At 35.0% G+C, this 24,722-nt stretch carries 18 protein-coding genes and 1 pseudogene; 14 read left to right on the forward strand and 5 right to left on the reverse strand.

Going from position 1 to position 24,722, the window contains the following annotated elements; genetic code table 11:
- Nucleotides 1–33 precede the first annotated feature (33 nt).
- Entirely contained in the window at nt 34–1,626 is a 1,593-nt protein-coding gene (locus ACEN31_RS04795; RefSeq protein ID WP_407108778.1) for a type I restriction-modification system subunit M, read from the forward strand.
- Complete coding sequence (locus ACEN31_RS04800; protein WP_407108779.1) at nt 1,626–2,855, forward strand: restriction endonuclease subunit S; 1,230 nt, start codon at nt 1,626–1,628, stop codon at nt 2,853–2,855. The genes ACEN31_RS04795 and ACEN31_RS04800 overlap by 1 nt, the downstream gene beginning before the upstream one ends.
- An 89-nt stretch (nt 2,856–2,944) precedes the next feature.
- On the opposite strand, the gene ACEN31_RS04805 is transcribed toward ACEN31_RS04800, so the two are convergent.
- Nucleotides 2,945–3,874 carry a site-specific integrase gene (locus ACEN31_RS04805; protein WP_407108780.1) on the reverse strand — a complete coding sequence of 310 codons (930 nt, stop codon included), beginning with the start codon at nt 3,872–3,874 and terminating at the stop codon, nt 2,945–2,947.
- Nucleotides 3,875–3,989: 115 nt separating this feature from the next.
- Nucleotides 3,990–5,201, reverse strand: coding sequence for a restriction endonuclease subunit S (locus tag ACEN31_RS04810; RefSeq protein WP_407108783.1), 1,212 nt, complete (start codon nt 5,199–5,201; stop codon nt 3,990–3,992).
- 129 nt (nt 5,202–5,330) lie between these two features.
- On the opposite strand from ACEN31_RS04810, the gene ACEN31_RS04815 reads away from it, so the two are divergent.
- Nucleotides 5,331–8,381 carry a type I restriction endonuclease subunit R gene (locus tag ACEN31_RS04815; protein WP_407108781.1) on the forward strand — a complete coding sequence of 1,017 codons (3,051 nt, stop codon included), beginning with the start codon at nt 5,331–5,333 and terminating at the stop codon, nt 8,379–8,381.
- A 43-nt stretch (nt 8,382–8,424) separates the two neighbouring features.
- Here the strand turns inward: ACEN31_RS04815 and ACEN31_RS04820 are convergent, their stop codons facing one another.
- Complete coding sequence (locus tag ACEN31_RS04820; RefSeq protein ID WP_407093910.1) at nt 8,425–10,410, reverse strand: DUF438 domain-containing protein; 1,986 nt, start codon at nt 10,408–10,410, stop codon at nt 8,425–8,427.
- Nucleotides 10,403–10,645: a DUF1858 domain-containing protein gene (locus ACEN31_RS04825; protein WP_407090232.1), complete on the reverse strand. Its 243-nt coding sequence runs from the start codon at nt 10,643–10,645 to the stop codon at nt 10,403–10,405. The genes ACEN31_RS04820 and ACEN31_RS04825 overlap by 8 nt, the downstream gene beginning before the upstream one ends.
- Before the next feature lie 146 nt (nt 10,646–10,791).
- On the opposite strand from ACEN31_RS04825, the gene ACEN31_RS04830 reads away from it, so the two are divergent.
- From ACEN31_RS04830 to ACEN31_RS04880, 11 genes are all read left to right on the forward strand, one after another.
- Nucleotides 10,792–11,151 (forward strand): metal-sulfur cluster assembly factor, encoded by a 360-nt coding sequence (locus tag ACEN31_RS04830; RefSeq protein ID WP_138403990.1) that lies wholly within the window; start codon nt 10,792–10,794, stop codon nt 11,149–11,151.
- 170 nt (nt 11,152–11,321) lie between these two features.
- A complete protein-coding gene (gene pflB / locus ACEN31_RS04835) occupies nt 11,322–13,580 on the forward strand; it encodes a formate C-acetyltransferase (RefSeq protein ID WP_407090231.1) in 2,259 nt (752 codons plus the stop codon).
- A gap of 41 nt (nt 13,581–13,621) precedes the next feature.
- A complete protein-coding gene (gene pflA / locus ACEN31_RS04840; RefSeq protein ID WP_407090230.1) occupies nt 13,622–14,392 on the forward strand; it encodes a pyruvate formate-lyase-activating protein in 771 nt (256 codons plus the stop codon).
- Nucleotides 14,393–14,705: 313 nt separating this feature from the next.
- Entirely contained in the window at nt 14,706–17,348 is a 2,643-nt protein-coding gene (gene adhE / locus ACEN31_RS04845) for a bifunctional acetaldehyde-CoA/alcohol dehydrogenase (RefSeq protein WP_407108782.1), read from the forward strand.
- Between the two features lie 336 nt (nt 17,349–17,684).
- On the forward strand, nt 17,685–18,278 hold the full coding sequence (locus ACEN31_RS04850; RefSeq protein ID WP_138403994.1) for a DNA-binding protein: 594 nt from the start codon (nt 17,685–17,687) through the stop codon (nt 18,276–18,278).
- Between the two features lie 34 nt (nt 18,279–18,312).
- A complete protein-coding gene (locus ACEN31_RS04855) occupies nt 18,313–19,068 on the forward strand; it encodes a hypothetical protein (protein ID WP_407094695.1) in 756 nt (251 codons plus the stop codon).
- A 110-nt stretch (nt 19,069–19,178) separates the two neighbouring features.
- Nucleotides 19,179–19,502: a hypothetical protein gene (locus ACEN31_RS04860; RefSeq protein WP_407094694.1), complete on the forward strand. Its 324-nt coding sequence runs from the start codon at nt 19,179–19,181 to the stop codon at nt 19,500–19,502.
- A gap of 90 nt (nt 19,503–19,592) precedes the next feature.
- Complete coding sequence (locus ACEN31_RS04865; RefSeq protein ID WP_407101571.1) at nt 19,593–20,864, forward strand: metallophosphoesterase; 1,272 nt, start codon at nt 19,593–19,595, stop codon at nt 20,862–20,864.
- A gap of 55 nt (nt 20,865–20,919) precedes the next feature.
- A complete protein-coding gene (locus ACEN31_RS04870; RefSeq protein WP_407093914.1) occupies nt 20,920–21,831 on the forward strand; it encodes an AEC family transporter in 912 nt (303 codons plus the stop codon).
- Nucleotides 21,832–21,915: 84 nt separating this feature from the next.
- Nucleotides 21,916–23,061: an AI-2E family transporter gene (locus ACEN31_RS04875; protein WP_407090224.1), complete on the forward strand. Its 1,146-nt coding sequence runs from the start codon at nt 21,916–21,918 to the stop codon at nt 23,059–23,061.
- Nucleotides 23,062–23,204: 143 nt separating this feature from the next.
- Nucleotides 23,205–24,548, forward strand: a complete 1,344-nt coding sequence (locus ACEN31_RS04880; protein WP_407090241.1) for an MATE family efflux transporter — start codon at nt 23,205–23,207, stop codon at nt 24,546–24,548.
- 57 nt (nt 24,549–24,605) lie between these two features.
- Here the strand turns inward: ACEN31_RS04880 and ACEN31_RS04885 are convergent.
- A pseudogene (locus ACEN31_RS04885) lies at nt 24,606–24,722 on the reverse strand (IS30 family transposase); the annotation flags it as partial.

The following is a 24,722-nucleotide window of genomic DNA, read 5'->3' on the forward strand; positions in this document are numbered from 1 at the left end:
AACACAGCGTAAGTTAAATTAGAACGGAGAATCATGATGGAAAAGTCAAATTCGCAAAGTTTATACCAAGCATTATGGAATTCAGCTGATATATTAAGATCTAAAATGGATGCCAATGAATACAAATCATACTTATTGGGTCTTGTCTTTTATAAGTATTTATCTGATAGAATGTTAGTACATTCTACAGAGTTACTAGAAGAAGAGTCACATGATTTAGAAAAAGCTCAGTTGATTTATGCTAACGCATATAAAGATGCGGACACCCACGAAGATCTAAGGGAAGCATTGAAAGATGATATTGCCTATGACATTAAACCAGAGCTAACTTTCTCTGCACTTATTGATGAAATTAACAATAATACATTCCAACGAGAGCATCTACAACAAGGATTAAGAGACATTGAGCAATCAAATCCAATCTTTGAAGACTTATTTGAAGATATTGATTTAAACTCAAGAAAGCTAGGACCTAATCCTCAGAAACAAAACCAAACAATTTCATTATTAATGAAAGAACTCGCTGATTTAAATCTTGTTGATTATGACGGAGATGCACTCGGAGATGCATATGAGTACCTAATTGGCCAATTCGCTTCAGAATCAGGTAAGAAAGCGGGAGAATTCTATACACCGCAACAAGTAGCTAGATTAATGACACAAATTGTATTAATGGGTAAAGAGGATCAAAAGGGATTCACAATTTATGACCCTACAATGGGATCGGGATCGCTTCTTCTAAACGCACAACGCTATTCCAATGAACCACTAAGTGTCCGATACTTTGGACAAGAATTAAACACTTCGACCTATAACTTAGCACGTATGAATATGTTTCTTCATAGAGTGCCTATTGAGAATCAGAAGCTACGTAATGGTGATACACTTGATGAGGATTGGCCAACAGATGAGCCAACTAACTTCCAAGGTGTATTAATGAACCCGCCATACTCAGCAAAATGGTCAGCATCTAAAGGCTTTTTAGATGACCCAAGATTTTCTTCATTTGGGGTATTGCCACCGAAATCTAAGGCTGACTTTGCATTCTTACTACATGGTTATTATCATTTACGTAATGATGGAGTTATGGCAATTGTACTTCCGCATGGCGTATTATTCCGTGGTTCCTCTGAAGGGAAGATACGTAAAGCACTCCTAGAAAACGGAGCCATTGATGCTGTGATTGGTTTACCAGCTAATATCTTTGTAAATACTAGTATCCCAACTACAATTATTATTCTAAAGAAAAATAGAGTAAACCGTGATGTGATGTTCATTGATGCATCAAATGAATTTACGAAAGAGAAAAATCAAAATATCTTAACTGAAGAAAACATTGAAAAGATACTTGAAACTTATAAGAAGCGCGAATTTGTAGATAAGTATGCTTATTTAGCACCTTATGATGAGATTGTAGAGAATGACTATAATTTAAATATCCCACGTTATGTAGATACTTTTGAAGAACCAGAACCCATTGATGTGGTTCAATTGAGTAAAGATATTCGCGAAATTGATGCTGAAATTGAGCAAACTGAGAAAGAATTACTTTCAATGATTGATGACTTTCAAGTGACGGATGAAACACGAGATATCATTCAAGCGATGAAAGAGGTGTTTCAATAATGGCTAAGGAAGAAAGAAGACAACCGGAACTTAGATTTAAAGGATTTACGGCTGATTGGGAACAGCAAAAAATAAATGATGTTGCTTTAATTAATCCAAACACTTCAGTACCAGATGAGTTTGAGTATGTAGATTTAGAATCTGTTGTTGGAACAGAAATGATTTCATACCGAACTATAAAAAGAATAGATGCTCCATCTAGAGCGAAAAGACTTGCAAAAATAGGGGATGTTTTTTTCCAAACAGTTCGACCATATCAAAAAAATAATTATCATTTTGATTTACAAAATGATAATTTCGTCTTTTCGACTGGATATGCTCAATTAAGACCAGTTGGTGACAGTTATTTTCTATTTAGTAGACTTCAGGAAGATAAGTTTGTTCTCAATGTACTAAATATGTGTACTGGAACTAGCTATCCAGCAATAAATGCTAATGATCTTGGCGAAATCAAAATATTTTTTCCTAAAAACTTAAAAGAAGAAATAAAAATTGGATCTTTTTTAAGAAATTTAGATTTATTAATAGCTCTTCATCAGCGTAAACTAGATATATTAAAAAATATTAAAAAAGCCTTTCTACAGCATATGTTTCCTGAAAAATCTCAAGAGTTTCCTAAATTAAGATTCAATAATTTCTCAGAATTATGGGAACAGCGAAAGTTGGGGAAAGTTAGTGATATTACGAAATTAGCAGGTTTCGAGTTTACAAAATACGTTAAATATTCCGATCGCGGTGAAATAATAGCTTTGCGTGGGTTAAATGTAAAAAATGGCAACTTAATTCTCGATGATGTTAAATATATTGATGAAAGTGATTTCTCAAAATTAAATAGAAGCAAGCTCTACAAAAATGATATTCTTTTCACTTATGTTGGGACAGTAGGTCAATTAGCGTTAGTTCCTCAAAATAATAAATACCATCTGGCTCCTAACGTAGCAAGAATTAGGATGAATACTGATATAGATCCAGTATTTATTAGCCAACAAATGGGCGATTCTAATTATTACAACAAAGTTATATTTCCATTGATAGCAACATCGTCGCAACCAGCGTTGAGTATGGAAAATATAAGGAAATTTCTTGTTTTTTTACCAAATTTAGAAGAACAAAATACAATAAGTTCTTTCTTCGAAGTGCTTGATGCCATTATCACTCTTCATCAGAGAAAATTAGACTCTTTAGAAAGACTAAAAGCATCATACTTACAATTACTATTCCCACAATAATACTATCGTATAGATATTAATGATAATTGAAATCTATAAAAAACTAATAAATACCGCTAATTCCAAATAGCGGTATTTATTAGTTTTTTTCAGATTAGGGTGGACAAATGACGCATAATTTTATCATTATCCTGATTCTCTAATTCATGAATGATATGTAAATAGGTTTCTTGTGTAGTTGTCATGCTAGAATGACCTAACCTTCTAGCAACTGAAGCAATAGATACTTCGGCATACAATAACAAAGAAGCATGTGTATGACGTAAACTATGAATAGTTATTTCTGGAACCCCAGCATCATTACATAGTTTCGAAAGTTTCTTGTTAATCGTAGTGTTAAAGATTCTCTCACTTACAAATATCAATTGATCAGAAGGTATATTACGTACTAGCTGAGAAAATTGCATGGCAGTTTGCCAATCTAATTGTATTGTTCTAACTGATGAGGGATTTTTTGTTGGTAAATATTTTCCTTTAGGTGATTTATAATCCCATGTTTTGTCTACTTTTAATTTTTGAGTAGAAAAATCAAAATCTTTTGGTGTTAGTGCTAATGCCTCTGAAAAACGTAATCCTGTCTTTAAAATTAAAAGAAAGAACCAGTCCCAATTAATTTCACTTGTTAATTCAAATTCTTTGATTAAAGATTGAACTTCAAATTGATTTAAATATTTTATTTTTTTGGTTCTAGGTTCTTTGCCTTTAATTATTACTTTACGAGTTGGATTATAGGGTAATATACCTTCATCTACAGCATCTAATATTGCACCTTTGAGTTGGTGGTGGAAATCCATTGTAGTTTGTCTTTCATGTGTTAATGCATAATCATTCAACAATTGTTGATACGAAGTTCGCGTTAGTTCTCCCATTTTTAAATTTGGTGCTAATTCTTCAATTCTCCTTTGATTAATATAATATTTTTGAAGAGTAACTTGCCTCACTGCAGCTTCCTTGTATAGCGCCACCCAATCTTTAAAATAGACTGAAAATAATTGGTTTGTTTTTCTATTCTTTACCAAAATGAAACCTCCTTGAATATATTAGGAAAAATCCTAATATTAATTATCAAGGTTTTAATGGCTTTTTGTATATAGTAATTTGGGATATGGTGTGAAAAAATTACTATTTAATTTATTAAATAAATAATAATTGTAAGTAAGAATTTTTAAGTTCTTTTAAAGAGTTTATTTTTCTCTGATGATAATTTATATTCTTATTGAATTTTTGTAGGAATGAAGATATTTTACTTTGTTCCTTTACTACTGGTATACTCACATTAATATCAATAAAATCAGAATAACTAATATTTAGTAAACCATCCATTCGTGCACCTGATGATATTATTTTTCGTAGTTCTCTATCAGGTAATTTTGTTTCAAACAAGTATTGGATAAAATATGGAACAGAATATTCATTCACCTTAAAACTATGATAGACTCTTGGAACTAATGCTTCCTTATAATTGTTTAGCACAAAAACAACTCCGTATTGTGCTATTTTTGAATTTCCTTTATTATATGACAATTCTCCATGTGAAAGTAAAGTATAATTTTTTTGTTCCTTTCCTGCAATATTTCCTGAAAATCTTTCACGTTGATCGAGCCATCCAGAACTTGCAGATATTGTTAATGTTGGAAGTGACATCCTACCGTCATTACCACTAACTCTTTCAGTGATTTCACTCAACTTACGCTGGTCCCATACTTTTGAAAAGTTTTTGAATCTTAATTTAGGAACACTGTGGAATTTTTTAGGGAACATCTGTTGTAGGTAGGCTTTTTTTAAGTTTTTTAATCTATCAAGCTTACGCTGATGAAGATCGTTGTCCTTATCAACAGTTTTTAATAATAACCCAATTTGTAATTGTTCTTTGAGTTCAGGAATGGGTATCATTAACTCTGAAATAATCTTTTTATTTAACCCACCTCTGGTACCATCACCGGAAGATTTTAACCTCAATTCATCATATCTATTATTTAAATTTTGATATAGATATTCTGCATTTATTTCTTCATTAGGTTCTATGGCTGCAATAGATTGATTTGTAGTTAACGGGATATAATTAATTGCAACAGTTCCACGTGTCTTACCTTGGCCAGCCAGTGCAATGAGTATAGATTGAGTTTTTACCCACTTAGCACTTGAATTATTAAAACCAATTTTAGAAATTTTAGCATCAGTATCCTTTAGTCTTTTTTTATTAATCTCTCCAGAAGACATCCACGGAATTTCTTCTGGAGCCCAATATTTTTTTATTGTGGTTTTAGGAGTCCCTCCTGTTACAATTTTTGAGATACTCCGTAACTTACGCTGTTCCCAAAATGGTGTTTTTTTCCAAAGAATTATCTCGGTTTATCACCAAATTTTTTTGCTCCCTTTAATCGAGCGAAAATACTACTCTTAAATACTATTTTACTAAGCTTTCCATGCTATAATGAGATAAATTAGACTATTAAATAAGAATGAGGGAGAGCTATGCCGTCTTTTACTAGTGAAGCAGAATTTGAAAAAAATATAATAAATCAATTGATTCAAGGAGAGTCACAATGGACTTATCGTGATGATTTAAAGACTGAAGATCAATTATGGGACAATTTCAGACAAATTTTGGAAGCAAATAATGTAAGCGTTCTGGATGGTGTTCCATTAACTGACCAAGAATTTGAACAAGTTAAAGCAGAATTGAACTTTAGCTCTTTTTATGCTGCTGCAGTTTGGTTAACAGGAGAGAATGGTGTTGCTAAGGCAACAGTTCAACGAGAAGATGCTAGCAAGGGAACCATATTATTGCAAGTCATTCGTCGCCAAGATATTGCAGGTGGTACATCTGTCTATGAGGTGATTAATCAATATCGGACTACTCAAGTGAGTCCTGTTGATCGTCAAAGGATTTTTGATGTAACTTTATTAATTAATGGGCTACCTATGATTCATATTGAATTGAAAAACAAATCAGATGGGTATATGTCTGCTTATGAACAAATTAATAAGTACTTAAACGAAGGTAAGTTTAATGGAATTTATTCAACGACTCAGATGTTTGTCGTTACAAATGGTTCCGACACACGGTACATTGCAGCAGGTCGAGGAGAAAAACTTAATTCTAAGTTCCTTACAACTTGGGTTGATAAAGATAATAAGCGAGTGAATAACTATTTAGAATTTGCAGAACACGTTCTATCTATTCCTCATGCGCATAAATTAGTTACACAGTTTACTGTAATAGATAACGAAAAGAAATCACTAATTTTACTGAGACCTTATCAAATTCATGCTATCGAAGCAGTGGAAAGGGCATCCAGAAGAAGAGAGTCAGGTTATGTTTGGCATACAACTGGTTCAGGAAAAACTTTAACTTCTTATAAGGTAGCAAGAAACTTACTTCAAATACCTTCGATAGATAAGACAATATTTATCGTTGATAGAATAGATCTTGATCAACAAACGACGGCATCTTTTATGTCTTATGCAGAGAATGATGTTATTGATATAGATCAAACTGATAATGTCTCTGATTTAGTAAAAAAACTAGTTTCAAATGATAGAACACTAATAGTGACAACCATTCAAAAATTGAATTATGTAATGAAAAGATATGGAGATGGCGAAAATAATCGGAACTATAAAAAATTACGATCTTTAAATGTAGCCTTTGTAGTAGATGAATCTCATAGGGCGGTTTCACCAGAAAAACAACAGGAGATTAATATGTTCTTTCCTTATGCTCTTTGGTATGGTTTTACAGGAACGCCACTTTTTGTAGAGAATGCTCGTCAAGAACAAGGAAATTTAGCACGAACTACTGAAGAACAATATGGCCCTAGATTACATGAATATACAGTCAAAGAAGCAATTAACGACAATGCAGTGCTTGGATTTCAAGTTGAATACAACAATACTATTAGTGATGATGATTTAATAGATATTGTCAAAGCAGAAGCAAAAGTTGATAATGTGCTCCATATGGATGAAGTTCAGAAAGAAAGATACATTCCATCACGAATTTATTCTTCTGATGAACATAAATTAGAAGTTATTGATACAATTATTAATCATTCAAAAAATAAATTTAACTTGGATCAAGGGATTGGAAATACCTACAGTGCAATTTTAACGACGAGTTCTATTAAAGAAGCTCAACGATATTATGATTTATTTAGAGAAGTCCTCGAGGGCAGAAGTTCAGTTGTTATTTCTGACAAAGTGAAAAAAGCAGTGGTTGACTTTCCTAAAGTGAGTGTCACTTATTCAGTAACAGAAACTGAGGAGAGCTCATTTGAGAACCAAAGTCATTTAAAAGGTGTCATAGAGGATTATAACAAGATGTACAATACGAATTATGATTTAAGTAATCTTCGAGGATTCAATAGAAATTTAAATGATAGATTAGCTCGGAAAAAGGAAATATATAAATATAGAGAAGAACAAATTGATATTGTTATAGTTGTTGATCGACTATTAACTGGGTTCGATGCGCCTTCTTTAGCATTACTATTTGTCGATAGACAACCTATGAGACCACAAGGTTTGATCCAAGCATTCTCTAGAACCAACCGTATTTATGACCATACTAAACAATACGGACAAATCATGACGTTCCAATCGCCAGCTACATTTAAAGAGGCAGTTCAAGAAGCTTTTCTCTTGTATTCTAATGGAGGCGAAAATGCTATTCAAGCTCCAGATTGGGATGAAGCGTTTAGTAATTTCACTTTTGCTTTAGAGGAGTTAAGATTTATAGCTCCCAATCCAGATAATATTGATATGAATGATGAGACAGAAGCACTAAAGCTCTTTGTGAAAAACTATCAACAATTTGATAAAACGTTCAGTGCAATCAAAGTATACTCTAATTATGATGAAGATTACTTTAAAGAAGAATTTGGATTAAAAGTAGAGTTGATTGAAGATTACCACGGTAAATACGAAAATGCATTGCAAGAAATTAAAGAACGGATTGGCGAGAATGATGTAGAAGAAATATTATTTGATATTGACTATAAATTATCATCAATTGGAACGGATAAGATTGATTACGAGTATCTTATTCTACTCATTCAAAACTTATCGAATGAAAGATACAATCAAAAAGATGATAAACCAAGTAAAAAGAGAGTTAATGAAATTGAAAAGTATATTTCTGACTTTAAACAAACAAATCCAAAATTAGCTGTCATTATTGACGATATCTGGAATGAAGTTCAACATTTACCAAAAGAAGAATTGAAAAACTTAGATGTATCTCAAAAACTTCAGTTAAAGATTGAAGAAAAGATAGATACGATTGAAGAGAAGATTACTAAAGAATATTTCTTAAATAAGGAAGATTTCGCTTTCTTAGTAGAAAACTATAACCCAGCTAAGAAAAAACAAATCGGTGAGACAGAATTAAAAAGAAGTGCTGATTATAATGCCTATAAAGAAAACACTGAAAATGGAGTTAATCGATTAAAATTCTGGAAACATGTAAAGAATGAATTTACAGACGTTATTGAAGAAGAGATACTACCATTAAACTGGCGCTAGTATATTAAAGAGGAACCTGCTACAAAATAGCAAGTTCCTTTTTTTAATACAGTCTTTTCTCTGTTCCGTCCAATTCAACATACATTGAAGCATCCTGAACGGTCTCCACAATACCATGATAATTATCATTTTGATCTTGCGCACCAATATACAAGATATAAATAAGTTTATTCTCAGGTGAGAACCACATAGGTTCAATAAAACGACGTTGTGCTTGAAGGTCTTCAGATAAGCGTTTAACCTTTGGCCAAACTCTAGCGGGGTGACAATATTCTAAGTCACGTCCAATTTCTAAAGGTGATCTTTGGAAGAGCATCTCGTCATAAGGACCGATATTATTAAAGTATTTAAACTTATGATCGCCGTCAACGTAAGTAATCTCAAAGGGCATTGAATCCAAAATGAGTCTCACTTGCTTTAAACTTAAATATCCTTCGCCGATACTAATCAATTGCTCATTAGAAAAATCCTTTGGATCATTGACTACTGTCTCATTGCTTACAGACCAGTTGAATTCCAACTGTCCTTTACCAAATTGAAGTACTTGTGATTCTGCTTGAGACTGATGTTTGTGATTAACCTGAGTTAAATTAGCTGGATCCTTAAGTGTTAAATCAACCTTACTTTGAGGGAGTAAATTACGCCATTTATCCGTTTGAATATCTAAGATAGGTTGGATGTTTTGTATTATTTCAACGAACCCTTGATATTGCCCGGCTTCATTAAAGAGTGCTTTATACGAAATATATAAGAATTCTGATTCATCTTCAAACCAAAAGCTTTCTTCAGTTAATGTGTTATCTTTGAAAGCTTGAACAATGGGTTCTAATGTATCCCAGACAGCTTCTGGATAGACATCTTCTACCTTAGCACCGATGTTTTCAGCGTGTCGTGGTAATATTGATGACTCCTTCTTGTGATTGAAGTATTGTACGATATCATTTTGATCAACAAAAGTAACTTTCACTGGGATGTAATCAAAGATGACTTTGATTTGTTCTAAGCTCAAGTAACCATCACCAATCGAAAGAGGCACTGTTGGGTTCATGATTTGGTTACTGCTTGAGTCAAGCGTCTCATCTGGTTCCCAAAGAACGGTAAATTGACCGGCATTAACGGTAATTTTTCGTGTTTCGATTGTTTTACTTTCCACTGTATTCATTGTTTTTTGAACTGACTTAGTTGGTGTAGGTACTTCTTGAATTGTTAATTCTTCAGCTTTTTTCGTATCTTCTTCGAGTAAGTCTGCCAGGTTTTCTGGTTCCCAAGTTTCGCGAGGAGGAATAATTGCATAGCCGTAATTATCGCTTTGCTGGGCGATGTTGTACCAATCCAATTGATTGAAACTTTCAAGTAAGATATTAATTAATATAGCTTCTTCTTTAAAAATCATTTCATTGAATTCAAATTGGAAAGCTTCATACGTATCTCTTACTTTTGAAAATTTAATATCGGGAAATTTTTCCATGGCTTTATAGGCGCGTTTGAATAAGTCACGGATCTCATCATCTTTTGCCCACATAACTTTTGGTGGAGCGTCGTGGCCGTAACTTTCCATAACCGGGAAGAATAAATGTTCTTTCCGTTTGTAATGGTTATCAAATTGCCCGATGATATCATATTGACGTTTAAGTCCTTTAATCATTCCATTAGACAATTCTTCAACCGGCATTTCTTCAAAGGTATCCAGAATATTGTTAATCCGTAGCAGGGCAGAGCGTAACGCCATATTCTCTTCTTTGAATACTGTTACGGGGTGTCCGGGGTGATCAGCATCGGGTGCTTTACCATCTTCAATCGTACCTTTGAACAGATTCGCGTGAACATTACATAGCTTAAGAACATCTTGAAACGTAATCACACTATCCCCATACATTAATTGATGCTCCATCATGGAGATTTCAATGGCACTCACACCCGTGAAATGCTCATTAAATTCATCCTGAACTGATTCAGGATCCGCTCCATGATGCAGTTTAAGAAGAATACCTTCTAATATATCTATGCGATTGTCTGTATTATTACTCATTCACGTCACCTCCGATGACAGTATAGCCGTTCCAGTGTAGTTCATTCACTAATTGTTCCAAAGGAAGGTTGATTAATTTGCAGCCTTTTTTTAGTGTAACAACTTTTCCAACCGATTGTCTCATGGCTGGATTAGCTAAAGGTTTAAAGCCTAAATCGACAAGAATGTCGAGAAGTTCAGGGTGTGAATCAAGGACTTGTTTCACAGGTCTATTAAGGTCTACTTGATTTTCCATTTTCTTACTCCTTATAAAATTCGATTGATATTAAATCTATTTATGTATAAACTAAACGTACTATATTATATAATACTAGCGAACAATAACTTCATAAGCAATATGAATAAAATAAATATATTATTTAAACGAAAGGAACATCTTTTATGAATGAAGAATTTGGTATTCTATTCAAAAACGAAGCATTAAAGTACGAAGAAGAATTACTAGAGCAATTAACAGGAGTCATCGATCCAGAGTTAGGCATAGATATTGCGAACTTAGGCCTAATATATGAAGTAGATATGGATGAAGCAGGGAAGGTTGAAGTCATAATGACTTTAACAACTGCCGGTTGTCCCTTAGCAGACTTTATTGATAGTGACGTGAGATATCAATTAGCTAACTTTGATAAAATTACTGAAATCGATATAAAAGTTGTCTTTGAACCGCATTGGGATTTATCTCGCATCTCACGCTTTGCTCGTATTGCTTTAGGTATTCCGAGTGATTTTATTCCGAATTAAATTAATATTTAAAAGTCCTGTCTAACGATGGGGCTATTTTTGTACAATGTTCTAAAATTCACATAAATAATTGTTATATCCTATTGCTTTAGGTATAAAAATAGTTTATCATATATGTGTAATGATTTACAAGTATAGATGTTGCTTCGAATTTATATGGAGGGGATACCATGGAAAAATTAGAAAACGAAAAGATGAATGTAAATCCTTGGGAAGGTTTTACAGGAACTAAATGGCAAGAGTCAATTGATGTTAGAGATTTTATTCAAGAGAATTATACTTTGTACGAAGGTGATGATTCATTCTTAGAAGGCGCAACCATTGAAACTTTCCAATTATGGGATCAAGTAATGGAACTAACAAAAGCAGAACGTGATGCTGGTGGCGTTCTAGATATGGATACTAAAGTTGTATCAACAATTACGTCACATGATGCGGGTTACTTGAACAAAGACGTTGAAAAAGTAGTAGGTGTTCAAACTGACAAACCTTTCAAACGTAGTTTACAACCATTCGGTGGAATCCGTATGTCTGTTCAATCAGCAGAAGCATATGGGTATAAGATTGATCCAGAAATTGAACATATCTTTACAGAGTACCGCAAAACTCATAACCAAGGTGTATTTGATGTATACACACCTGAGATGCGTGCTGCTCGTCGTTCAGGAGTAATTACAGGACTTCCAGATGCTTACGGTCGTGGACGTATTATCGGAGATTACCGTCGTGTTGCATTATACGGAGTAAACCGTTTAATGGAAGAGAAACAAAAAGACTTCGCAAATATTGGTAACGGACAAATGAACGAAGAAGTTATGCGTCTACGTGAAGAAGTTAGTGAACAATACCGTGCCTTACAAGATTTAATTGAATTAGGTAATATTTACGGCTTTGATTTAACTCGTCCAGCTGAAACAGCGCAAGAAGCATTCCAATGGTTATACTTAGGATACTTAGCGGCAATTAAAGATCAAAATGGGGCAGCAATGTCATTAGGTCGTACATCTACATTCCTAGATATCTATATTGAACGTGATCTTGCTACAGGTATGCTTTCAGAAAAAGATGCGCAAGAATTAGTCGACCATTTCGTTATGAAATTACGTCTAGTTAAATTCTCACGTACACCTGATTACAATCAATTATTCTCAGGAGATCCAACTTGGGTCACTGAAGCAATCGGTGGAGTTGGGATTGATGGACGACCACTAGTAACTAAAAATTCATTTAGATTTTTACATACATTATCAAACTTAGGACCAGCACCAGAACCAAACTTAACTGTGTTATGGTCACCAAGCTTACCAACTCATTTCAAACGATTTGTTGCGAAGATGTCTATTGACACATCAGCCATTCAATATGAAAATGACGACATTATGCGTCCAATTTACGGTGATGACTATGCCATCGCATGTTGTGTGTCAGCGATGGAAGTTGGTAAACAAATGCAATTCTTCGGTGCGCGCGCGAACTTAGCAAAAGCATTATTATATGCAATCAACGGTGGTGTCGACGAAATGACGAAAGCACAAGTTGGACCAAGCTATCGAGCAATTACTTCAGAATACTTAGAATATGATGAAGTGATGGAACGTTATGATGACATGTTAGAATGGTTAGCAGGATTGTATATCAATTCATTAAACGTTATCCACTACATGCACGATAAATACAGCTATGAAAGTATTGAAATGGCTTTACATGATACAAATGTAAAACGTACGATGGCTACAGGTATTGCTGGATTCTCAGTTGCAATTGATGCTTTATCAGCAATCAAATATGCAAAAGTTAAAACAATCCGTGATGAAAATGGTCTAGTTGTCGATTATGAAATCGAAGGTGAATTCCCACAATACGGTAATAACGATAAACGTGCTGATGAGATCGGTGTTGATTTACTTAAAGCATTCATGACTAAAGTTAAGAAACATCCAACATACCGTGATGCTATCCATACAACATCAATCTTAACTATTACATCAAACGTTGTTTACGGTAAGAAAACTGGTAACACGCCAGACGGTCGTCGTGAAGGAGATCCATTTGCTCCTGGAGCGAACCCAATGCACGGACGTGATACTCATGGGGCGTTAGCAAGTTTACTTTCAGTTGCTAAAATGCCTTACGAATATGCTTTAGATGGAATTTCAAATACATTCTCAATCATTCCAAAAGCCTTAGGTAAAGATGAAGAAATTCAAAAAGACAACTTAGTGAATATGTTAGACGGATATATTAAAGAAGGTGGACACCACTTAAACGTTAACGTGTTTAACCGCGAAACGTTATTAGATGCGATGGATCACCCAGAAGAATATCCACAATTAACTATCCGTGTATCTGGTTATGCTGTAAACTTCATCAAATTAACTAGAGAGCAACAAATGGATGTTATTAACCGTACAATGCACAGTACAATGTAATCACTTAAGTTTTAGATATCTTGTTGAAAGGGGGATATATCTTGTCAGAAGTTAAAACACCAATTATTGGGAACGTCCACTCGACTGAAAGTTTCGGATCAGTTGACGGACCAGGGATACGATTCATCTCTTTTATGCAAGGATGTCGTCTACGCTGTCAGTTTTGTCATAATCCGGATACTTGGAATATGCGTGGGGGAACACCTTATACTCCGCAAGAATTATTCGATGAAGCCATACAATACCGTTCTTTTTGGGGTAATAGCGGCGGGGTAACTGTAAGTGGGGGAGAACCTTTACTTCAAATCGAATTTCTGATTGAATATTTCAAAATTTGTAAAGCACATGGTGTCCACACAACGATTGATACGTGTGGCGCGCCCTTTACTTTAGAGGAGCCATTCCGCTCACAATTTGAAGAACTGATGAAGTATACTGATCTGTTCTTATTTGATATTAAGCATATTGATCCAAAAGGTCATGCGAAATTAACAGGCGTGCGCAATGAGAATATCATGCAAATGGCTGAGTTACTTTCAGAGTTGAATATACCTGTTTGGATTCGACACGTACTTGTTCCAACGCGTACGGATTACGATGAGTATCTGATTCGATTAGGCGATTATGTTGAAACTTTATCAAATGTTCGCAAGTTCGAGGTGCTTCCATATCATAAACTAGGTGTCTACAAATATGAGGCACTTGGAATTAAATACCGTTTGGAAGGAGTAGAACCACCGACTGCAGAACGGGTCGAGAATGCTAAAAGATTGTTGAGAACAGAACGCTACAAAGGATATTTAGATGATTAAATAAATCGACATAATTAAAGCGTAACACTTTAAAACAGTGTTGCGCTTTTTTATGTATTTCTAGCAAATATTAGCAGTATATTCAAAGAAATATTTATATCAATAAAACAATATCAATATTGTTATATAACAGAAGCGGCAAGATGCTCATTTAATCACATATCGAGGATTATCATTGAATGAAACAGCATAGATAACTGTACAACACCTAATAAAAACCTATTATATTAGCGGTTTTAACAATAAACCTCTTTACTTTCATTTGTGAAAAGAGTAACATGTAATCAAAGATAAAGAAAAGGGGAGCGTAACAATGACGGAATTAATTGAAAAAGAAGTTATTGGAAATGTTAATTACATGATTAATGGTTTAGTAGAAAAAGGTTTGGTTGCTTTAGAGGAGTTCGATCAATTTAATCAAGAGCAAATTGATCACATAGTAGCGAAAGCTTCAGTTGCAGCTTTAAATCAACATGGTACTTTAGCAAGACATGCGGTTGAAGAAACTGGCCGTGGTGTATTTGAAGACAAGGCGACAAAGAACTTATTTGCTTGTGAGCACGTTGTAAATTACATGCGAGATATGAAGACTGTTGGTGTTATCAGTGATGATGAAGTGACGGGGATCACAGAAATTGCTGAACCTGTTGGAGTTATTTGCGCCATCACTCCGACAACGAATCCGACGTCGACAACTATTTTCAAAGCGCTCATCGCATTAAAAACTCGTAACCCAATCATTTTTTCATTTCACCCGGCAGCACTTGAGTCATCAGCTCACGCTGCTCAAATCGTTCGAGATGCAGCGATTGAAGCAGGTGCACCAGAAAACTGTGTACAGTGGATTACAGAACCATCGTTAGATGCAACGAATGCATTAATGAATCACGATGGGGTTGCGACAATCTTAGCCACTGGTGGAAATGCCATGGTTAAATCAGCTTACTCATGTGGTAAGCCAGCGTTAGGAGTTGGGGCAGGAAATGTGCCAGCTTACATTGAAAAGACAGCAAACGTTAAGCAAGCAGCTTATGACATCATATTAAGTAAATCATTCGATAACGGAATGGTATGTGCTTCTGAACAAGCCGCAATTGTTGATAAAGAAATCTATAAAGAATTTAAAGATGAATTAGTAAGCTATCATGCTTATATCGTAAATTCAAAAGAGAAAGCACTATTAGAGGAATTTTGTTTCGGTTCTAAAGCATTCAGTGAAAACTGTGCTGGCGCAAAATTAAATAATGAAATTGTTGGGAAACCAGCGACATGGATTGCAGAACAAGCAGGTTTCACCGTTCCGGAAGAAACAAATATTCTAGTGGCAGAGGTGTCAGAAGTTGGACCAAACGAACCATTAACGCGCGAAAAACTATCTCCAGTCTTAGCCTTATTGAAATCAGAAACAACTGAAGATGGAATTCAAAAAGCTGCACAAATGGTTGAGTTCTTTGGATTAGGTCACTCAGCTGCGATTCATACACAAAATCAAGAATTAGCAAATGAATTCGGCCGTCAAGTTAAAGCCATTCGAGTTATTTGGAACTCTCCTTCAACATTCGGGGGAATCGGAGATGTATACAATGCTTTCATCCCATCATTAACTCTAGGTTGCGGATCATACGGACGCAACTCAGTTGGTGGAAACGTCGGAGCATTGAATTTACTTAACATTAAAACAGTTGGGAGACGACGCAATAACATGCAATGGTTTAAAGTACCTTCAAAAATCTATTTCGAACGTGACTCAATCCAATATTTAAAAACAATGGCTGATGTTGAACGTGTCATGATTATTACGGATGAATCAATGATGAAACTCGGCTTTACTCAAAGAATTATCGACCAACTTGAGGCGCGCCAAAACAAAGTAAATTACCAAATCTTCCATAACGTTGAGCCAGATCCAGATATTACAACTGTTAGAAGTGGAGCTGAAGCGATGGCTCAATTCCAACCCGATACAATTATAGCCCTAGGTGGTGGATCTGTTATGGATGCGGCTAAAGTCATGTGGTTATTCTACGAACAACCAGAAGTAGACTTTAGAGATTTAGTTCAAAAATTCCTAGACATTCGTAAAAGAGCAGTTAAGTTCCCAGAACTTGGGTCTAAAGCGAAGTATGTAGGTATTCCAACGACATCAGGAACAGGATCTGAAGTGACACCATTTGCGGTTATCTCTGATAAAAAAAATAATATGAAATACCCATTAGCGGACTATTCATTACTACCAACAGTCGCAATTGTAGATCCTGCTTTAGTTGAGACTGTACCAGATTTTGTTACAGCTGATACAGGGATGGACGTGTTAACACACGCAATCGAAGCGTATGTATCAGTGATGGCTAACGACTTTACTGATGGACTGGCTTTACAAGCAATTAAGATTGTATTCGAAAACTTAGAAGCTTCAGTAAAATATAATGATCCAGAAGCACGTGAAAGAATGCATAACGCTTCAACTATGGCGGGTATGGCATTTGGTAATGCCTTCTTAGGAATTAACCACTCAATGGCTCATAAGATTGGTGGAGTTTTCCATACAGTTCACGGTCGAACAAATGCGATTTTACTTCCATTCGTTATTCGCTATAACGGAACCCGACCAGCGAAACAGGCGAACTGGCCAAAATACAATTACTACAAAGCAGATGTAAAATACCAAGACATCGCTAAATTAATCGGACTTGATGCAAAAACTCCAGAAGAAGGAGTAAAAAACTTAGCACAAGCTGTGTTCGAACTTGGAGAACGTGTTGGAATTCAAATGAGTCTAAAAGACCAGGGCGTTGATGAATCTGCCTTCATGGATAAAACAGAAGATATCGCCTACTTAGCCTTTGAGGACCAGTGTACACCAGTGAATCCGCGCTTAGCTTTAGTAAATGAAATGCAAGAAATCCTTGAAGATGCATATTATGGATATAAAGAAAGACAAGCAAACTACAATTAATAGTATCCGACGCATCAAGTAATACCTAAATTTGATCCCCTTTTATACACGTCTATGCCTTACTTGCGCAAGTAAGGCATAGACGTTTTTTGATTTTGAGTTGTACCTAGCTAGAAGAATAAAAATAAATTGTTCCAGTTGAGGCGCTTAACTGGAAGAAAAAAACCAATTGTTCCAACTGAGGTGCTTAAGTGGAAGAATATAAACTAATTCTTCCACTTGTTGAGGTAAGCTTATTTACGCTTATCTTTGAATTCAGGCATTTTCTCCTTTTAGTATGGGCTTATATATATTAAGATAGTGATATAAAGTGAAGAAAATGAAGGAGAGGGTATTATGTCACACGGTTTACCTAATATTGGAAAAGCTGCTACCAAAGCACTTCAAACTATTGATGTCACACAACTTGAGGAAGTGGCTGCTTTTAGTAAAGATGAATTATTAAAGCTACATGGAATGGGACAAAAGTCGATCAACATATTAGAATCTGCCTTAACTGAAAGTAATTTAACTTTTAGTGACGCTGAAGCACATCCATATAAGCCAGATTTTTTATTGTTAGGTGATTTAAGTTGTGACAATGCGCCGAAAAGACGTGTTATTAGAGACTTTGTCGTAGGACTTTTTGTTGGAAAGCAATCTAATCTAGAGGAAACACTTAATCCAGCTGTAGAAACGGAAATTAACGGCGACCAAACAATAAATGGGATTGATGAATTAATCACTTATTTTGATAAAAAAGATATACAGTTAAGTAGTTTAAACTTACTGAGTATTTTATCCCATGGGAAATATGGAGCAGCGGATGGTGTTATTATTGCAAAACCAGGACAGAGAATACATTTTGCTTCATTTTATACATTTGAAAATACAAAAAAAGAAGCTTTAATTAAAGCAATTAGATTTTATATGATTGAAGAAGTTGAATAAGTGAGCATAATATTAACAAAATACGAGGTGCATAATGGGAAGCAATGAGGATAAAGAACTAAGGGTTATAGTGAATGATGAAGTGTCTGACGTAAATCAAGTCAATCAAGCGATACTTAAGATAGATGGTCAAGAATATGTACTAAAGTCAAATAATCATTCAAGCAATCATCAAAAACTTGCTTTACGTTATTTCTTAATACCAGCAGTGATTGGAACTTTGATATATTTTCTTTTTTTCAATTCCCGAGAGCAATTATTTATTCAATTAATGGGACGTATTTCGATTGCGAGTGCGATATTGCTGATTGGGTCGATAAGTGGAGTCATTACTTTTGCGATTGCTTTTATCGTAGGTAAAAGAAAAAAATTAGCCAATTTGGAGAATATCTATTGGCGGAATGTTCCAACGATATTATTATCTTTCGCCATCATCATTGCTTTAGCTATATTATTCTTTTTCTACCTCTTAGGTTTATTATTTGAAGGTTTAGTTTTAGATATTTACTTATCAACCTTACTGACTTTTATCTTTATATCGATTATTAATTATGTCATGATCAGTTTTGTGATGGTCCTTTCGCCGTCTTTAATGACCAAATTATTAGTTGTGGTCATTTTAAGTGGTGTGATTATCTCAATGATTACCAACAGTGAGGCACAGTGGTGGCAGCGAAATTTAAGTTTCTTAGGAACACAAGAGGCGAGCGGTGCTTGGCAATTTAACTTCACTTTGATGCTGTCTGCGTTTATGATGATTGCTTTAGTGGATTATTTATTTGTTGGTTAAAGAAGATTTATCCAAAACACCGTCCACTAACAATTCTAAGAATATTACTGACGATTACAGCAATTTGCCTAGGACTTGTTGGTTATTTCCCAAGTGATGGACCGGGAAATATGCCTAAATATCATAACCAATCTGCAGCCATGCTAGTATATATGATTATCGCGATGATTATCGGAATTAAGTGGTTTGTGCCTAAGGTGTCACGAGAATTTGTGATTACATCTTATGTGTTAGGCATTATGTTGTTCGTTGTTACTTATTATTATTTAACAGGCTGGTATATTACTTTAACAGGATTTGAAATAGTTTCATTTATTCTTGCCTTTACTTGGTTGATGCTACTATTACAAACACTTGAAAAAGCAAGTCGAGAGCCCATCCCCGTTTATGACGTAGATATTGAGGTTAAGAAAGAAACAGAATCAAAAACATAATTAGATTGAATTCATTCAATAATATAGGATAATAAGATTATGAGATTTCTCATAGTCTTTTTTGTTTGTTATTGAAAGGAGGGTTTGATAATGAGAAAGGTTTGGAAATGTTTAGTATTCTTTCTTTGTATTTTCTTTGCAATGACTGGCGCACAAGCGTCTAAAGCGGAGTCAGATTTGAGATTATGGGTTGTGACTGATATCCATCATTTATCACCTAGCTTATATGTTGAAGGGCCCCGCATTCAGAAATTACAAGATACTGGTGCTGGTTTGGAATTTTTTTACTCCAATGAACGACTTGAAGCCCTTGCTTATCAAATCGAACAGGCAGAACAGCAACCGGATGCTTTAATAGTTGCAGGTGATTTGACTTTAAACGGTGAGTATCAAAGTTTAGTCGACCTTCAGAAAGTATTTGCGAAAATCGAAGCTTTAGGTACGGAAGTTTTTGTGATACCTGGCAATCATGATATTAACAATGGATGGGCAAGTTCATTTACTGATAGTAGAGCTGTGAGGGATAAACAAATTACTCCCGTAGAATTTCAAAAATTAATGAATTCCTTTGGTTATGAAGAAGCAACTTACCAAGATGATGTGAGTTTAAGTTATATTACTCAATTAATGAGCGATCATTGGTTAGTAATGTTAGATAGTAATATTTATCACGGAGAAGGCAATGACCAACCGCCTGTGTCTAAAGGAGAATTGAGAGACGAAACCCTCATTTGGTTGGAGGATAAATTAGGGACTATTACGGGAGCAGACGTTGAAGTGACGGTTGTTTTACACCATAGTTCTATTCCGCATTTTGAATTGATGGGTCAGAATTTTGTTGTGGGTAATCATGATAGGTTGAAGAATATTTTAGAAAAATATCAAATACCTGTAACATTGAGTGGGCATATGCATGCCCAACATATCGCGCAAGAAGGGCAAGTGACTGACATTGCGACAGGAGCGTTTGCTGTTCAACCGAGTGTGATTGGCGAGGTTGTGATTGATAATAACCAGAAGTCGTATCAACAAATAAAATTAGATATGGAAGCTTGGGTAAAAGAGACTAAGACAGAAGATCCAAATTTACTCGATTATGATACTTACCTTAAACAAGTCTTTACTAAAGCAAATGAGAAATTGGATTCCAATAAAGATCGAAATGATGAATTAAGACAATTAACACAGGAATTAAATTTAGCTTTCTTTGCTGGAAATATCTCTAATATTTGGGAAGCAACTGTCTCTGCCTACGAAGATACATTTGAGAAACTAATTAGTCCTGATACAGAGTCGATGAACCGTTATCTACAAGTTTTAATTGATCAAGCAAATTATAATCACCAAGAGTATAGATGGTAATTTGGCATGCATGTACTTACGACGCACATATCAAACGGATAGAAAGGACAACATAATGGTCGAAACAATTATTAAAGCGGCAGTTCTAGTGTCAATTATTATATTGGCAAATATCTTAACAACTCGAGGTTACTTTATCAGAGAAAGAGATTTTGATACGATTTCTAAATTAATTTTTTATCTAACGTTACCGAGTGCAATCATTTCAAATTTAAATGGATTGAGCTTTCCACCAACACTGATTGTTATTAGTATTATTGGATTTTTATGTAATTGGGTGTATATTATATTCTCGCATTTGTTAGGTAAAACGCCAACAGAGAAAGGCTTTTTAATGTTGAATATGAATGGTTATAATATTGGAAACTTTTCTTTACCTTTTATTTCTTTCTTTTTCTCTGAAGTAGCGATTTTAGCAGTGAGCTTGTTCGATGCCGGAAGTGCCTTCATGGTTTTAGGTGGAAACTACGGTATGGCAAAGAGTGTCAGGGACGGAGAGAGTAAGGTGAATATTGGGTATATCTTTCGCACGATGATGAGTTCACCTTCAGTTATTGTGTATATTGTGATGATAATCCTATCGCTTTTTTCACTGCAATTACCAAGTTTTGTTACGGATGTGACCCAAATTATTGGGAATGGGAATACGTTCTTGTCGATGTTTATGATTGGTGTTGCCTTAGATTTAAGGATTCATAAGGAACATGTCCGGCTCTTAATTAAGACATTATCTGGTCGTTATGTTGTAGCAGCAGGGATTTCAGCATTGTTATATTTTTTCTTGCCATTTAGTTTAGAAATTCGGCAAACATTAGCGATTCTTGCCTTTGCGCCGGTTTCAGGCGTTGCAACAATGTATACACGGATGTATGGGGAGAATTTTGAATTATCAGCGATTATAAATTCATTATCTATCATCATTTCTATCATTATTATGTCAACATTATTAGTTGTCTGGCAAGTGTAAAAATAACTCCATATTGTAATGAAACTGTTCGTAATCGCTAATAAAAACATGGTATAGTGTATATACATATAGAGGGGGGATTTAATGGATAAATTAGGCCGTTTGGATCGAATGGTCATGAAGTACGTTATTTTAGCTGCAGTATTTATTCTAGTTATTTTTAATTATCAGCACATTTTCGCTGGTTTGAGAGAGCTTTGGGATATAATTTCTCCTGTTGTTTATGGATTTGTATTTGCATATATTTTGAATTTAATTATGGTGATGTATGAGGGGTTCTGGTTTCCAGAAACGGATAATGAGCTACTTATTCGTGCAAGACGTCCAGTATCGATATTACTGGCACTGATTACAGTTATTATTGTTATTGTTCTAGTGTTATGGCTCATCATTCCACAATTAATCTCCCTAGTACAAACTTTATTAGAAAACCTACCATTAATGGTTGAATATATTCAAAGGTGGATTGAGGATTTAGAAGAAATTTATCCTCAAATTGATACATTGATAAATAATTTAAACATTAATTGGGAAAGTATTGCCCGAGATGCGGCAAGTTTTGCTAATAACATTCTAGGGTCAACGTTTACGACATTCCAATTATTAACTTCATCTTTATTTAGATTAGTTGTTATATTAGTTGTCGCAATTCACGCCTTATTTTCAAAAGAGAAAATACAAAGACAAGTTAAACGCGTACTGCGTGCTTACATGAAGAGAGACCACTTCCGTCGTTTGAAGTATGTTTTAAGAGTGACGAATGAATCATTCTCTAGTTTTATTACGGGAATGTTAATCGAAGCGATTATTTATGGTACGTTAGTAACGGTGGGGATGATGATATTTAACTTCCCATATGCGGGTATGATTGGAGCACTCTCTGGGGCACTGGCCTTAGTACCAATGGTTGGGGCTATCTTATCAGCTGTTATTGGAACGATGTTAATCTTCGTTCAAAACCCGATTCAAGGACTCTTTTTCCTTCTATTCAATATCGTACTGCAACAGCTTGAAAGTAATGCGATTTATCCAAGAATTGTTGGTGGATCCATTGGGTTACCAGGAATTTGGACTTTCATAGCGGTAACGATTGGTGGGGGGATCTTAGGACCTGCCGGTTTCTTCTTAGGGGTGCCTATTGCATCGGTCATATATAAACTTATTCGTTCGAATGTTGAATACAAAGAACATTACTATGAGTTAGATCATGGAAGTGAATTAACATTTTAATTTAAAAGTTTAAACCTAATGATTAGCCTAGTTGCTGTCATTAGGTTTTTATATTTACATTGATTAATGTTGTATCCTAAAAACTTTTAACATATACTTACGTAAGAAATAAATAAAGTAGGAGGAACACGTTTGTGAAAGATATGACGTCGGGAACACCGATCAAACAAATTCTATTATTTTCTATACCTTTAATTATAGGCAATATATTTCAATTGTTATACAACATGGTGGATACCTTCATTGTCGGACGGACGTTGGGCGTGAATGCTCTAGCAGGTATTGGTGCAGCAGGGAGTGTCATGTTCTTTGTGGTTGGTTTCTCGCAAGGGTTCACTGCTGGAATGGCGATTCCAACGGCGCAAGCGTACGGGGCACGTGATTATGAAAAGGTCAGTCGAAGTGTCGCAATCAATGGGGTACTATCGACTTTAGTCGTTATTGTGATGACGGCATTGAGTATGTTTTTCTTATGGGATATTCTTTATTTAATGAATACGCCGGCTGAAATCATTCAGTACACCTATGATTATTTAATTATTATCTTTGGATTTATGACTATTACAATTCTATTCAATATGTTAAGTAACTTAATGAGAGCTTTAGGAGATAGTCGGACACCGGTGATTGCTTTAGTCATTGCGGTTGTGATTAACATTATCTTAGATTATATCTTTATCCTAGTTTTTGATATGGGAGTAGCTGGGGTAGCGACTGCGACAATGGTATCACAATTAATCGCCTCTTTAATTTGCTTATTCTATATTCAGAAGAAAGTTTATTTATTAAAAGTTAAAGCAAGACATTTTAAGATGCGTAAAGATGAAGTGATTCAACATTGCCGGATTGGATTCCCAATGGCGTTTCAATCTTCAATTATTGCGATTGGATCAATGTCTGTAACAATCGCCTTAAATACATTAGGAGCTGAAGCCGTCGCAGGTTACTCAGCATCTCAAAAGATTGATCAAATTGTCGTCTTCGTTCTAATGTCATTCGGAGTATCAATGGCCACGTATGTTGGACAAAACTTTGGTGCGAAAAAATACGACCGTATCTTAAGAGGCGTAAAGCAAGTGCTTGTTCTTTCGATATCAGTGTCAATACTCTTTTCAGTTATTTTATTCTTATTCGGTGGAGAATTAACGAGTGTCTTCGGAGACAGTTCTTCCAAAGAAGTTCTGAGAAGTTACGGACAGTACTTTTTCCAATTAACCGGTCCATTTTATTGGATTTTAGCGATTCTCTTTGTCCTTCGTTACACTCTCCAAGGGTTGGGAGATAGTTTTATCCCGACAGTCGCAGGAGTGATGGAATTAACGATGAGAATCATTGCGGCGTTTGGTTTAAGTGGGCTTATTGGCTTTGCCGGTCCAGTTATATCTAATCCAATGGCTTGGTTAGGAGCTGTACTTGCCTTAGTTCCAGCTTATTACAAACGCAATAAGACGCTTGTTGAATTACAACAGCAAAAAGCAACTCAATAAAGTTTAGTCAGTCGATGCATTGAATGCACCGGCTGATTTTTTATTATTTTTGATTTGTCAAATTAAGCTAGACAAAACTGCTTCATCTAAGTAACTCAAAAATACTTCCAACGGTGTTCGGTAGTGTAAGGATTTCCGTGGAATCGTGTTCCGTTTGTGTGCAATCGATGACAC

Origin of the sequence: Ruoffia sp. FAM 26255, from assembly GCF_045528525.1 — a bacterium.
GTDB classification, from domain to species: domain Bacteria; phylum Bacillota; class Bacilli; order Lactobacillales; family Aerococcaceae; genus Ruoffia; species Ruoffia tabacinasalis.

Bases quoted from the DNA above. Each gene is read 5' to 3' on its own strand.
- ACEN31_RS04795 (WP_407108778.1), top strand. From the start codon at position 34: ATGATGGAAAAGTCAAATTCGCAAAGTTTATACCAAGCATTATGGAAT.
- ACEN31_RS04800 (WP_407108779.1), top strand. From the start codon at position 1,626: ATGGCTAAGGAAGAAAGAAGACAACCGGAACTTAGATTTAAAGGATTT.
- ACEN31_RS04815 (WP_407108781.1), top strand. From the start codon at position 5,331: ATGCCGTCTTTTACTAGTGAAGCAGAATTTGAAAAAAATATAATAAAT.
- ACEN31_RS04820 (WP_407093910.1), bottom strand. From the start codon at position 10,410: ATGAGTAATAATACAGACAATCGCATAGATATATTAGAAGGTATTCTT.
- ACEN31_RS04825 (WP_407090232.1), bottom strand. From the start codon at position 10,645: ATGGAAAATCAAGTAGACCTTAATAGACCTGTGAAACAAGTCCTTGAT.
- ACEN31_RS04830 (WP_138403990.1), top strand. From the start codon at position 10,792: ATGAATGAAGAATTTGGTATTCTATTCAAAAACGAAGCATTAAAGTAC.
- pflB (WP_407090231.1), top strand. From the start codon at position 11,322: ATGGAAAAATTAGAAAACGAAAAGATGAATGTAAATCCTTGGGAAGGT.
- adhE (WP_407108782.1), top strand. From the start codon at position 14,706: ATGACGGAATTAATTGAAAAAGAAGTTATTGGAAATGTTAATTACATG.
- ACEN31_RS04850 (WP_138403994.1), top strand. From the start codon at position 17,685: ATGTCACACGGTTTACCTAATATTGGAAAAGCTGCTACCAAAGCACTT.
- ACEN31_RS04855 (WP_407094695.1), top strand. From the start codon at position 18,313: ATGGGAAGCAATGAGGATAAAGAACTAAGGGTTATAGTGAATGATGAA.
- ACEN31_RS04860 (WP_407094694.1), top strand. From the start codon at position 19,179: ATGCCTAAATATCATAACCAATCTGCAGCCATGCTAGTATATATGATT.
- ACEN31_RS04865 (WP_407101571.1), top strand. From the start codon at position 19,593: ATGAGAAAGGTTTGGAAATGTTTAGTATTCTTTCTTTGTATTTTCTTT.
- ACEN31_RS04870 (WP_407093914.1), top strand. From the start codon at position 20,920: ATGGTCGAAACAATTATTAAAGCGGCAGTTCTAGTGTCAATTATTATA.
- ACEN31_RS04875 (WP_407090224.1), top strand. From the start codon at position 21,916: ATGGATAAATTAGGCCGTTTGGATCGAATGGTCATGAAGTACGTTATT.
- ACEN31_RS04880 (WP_407090241.1), top strand. From the start codon at position 23,205: ATGACGTCGGGAACACCGATCAAACAAATTCTATTATTTTCTATACCT.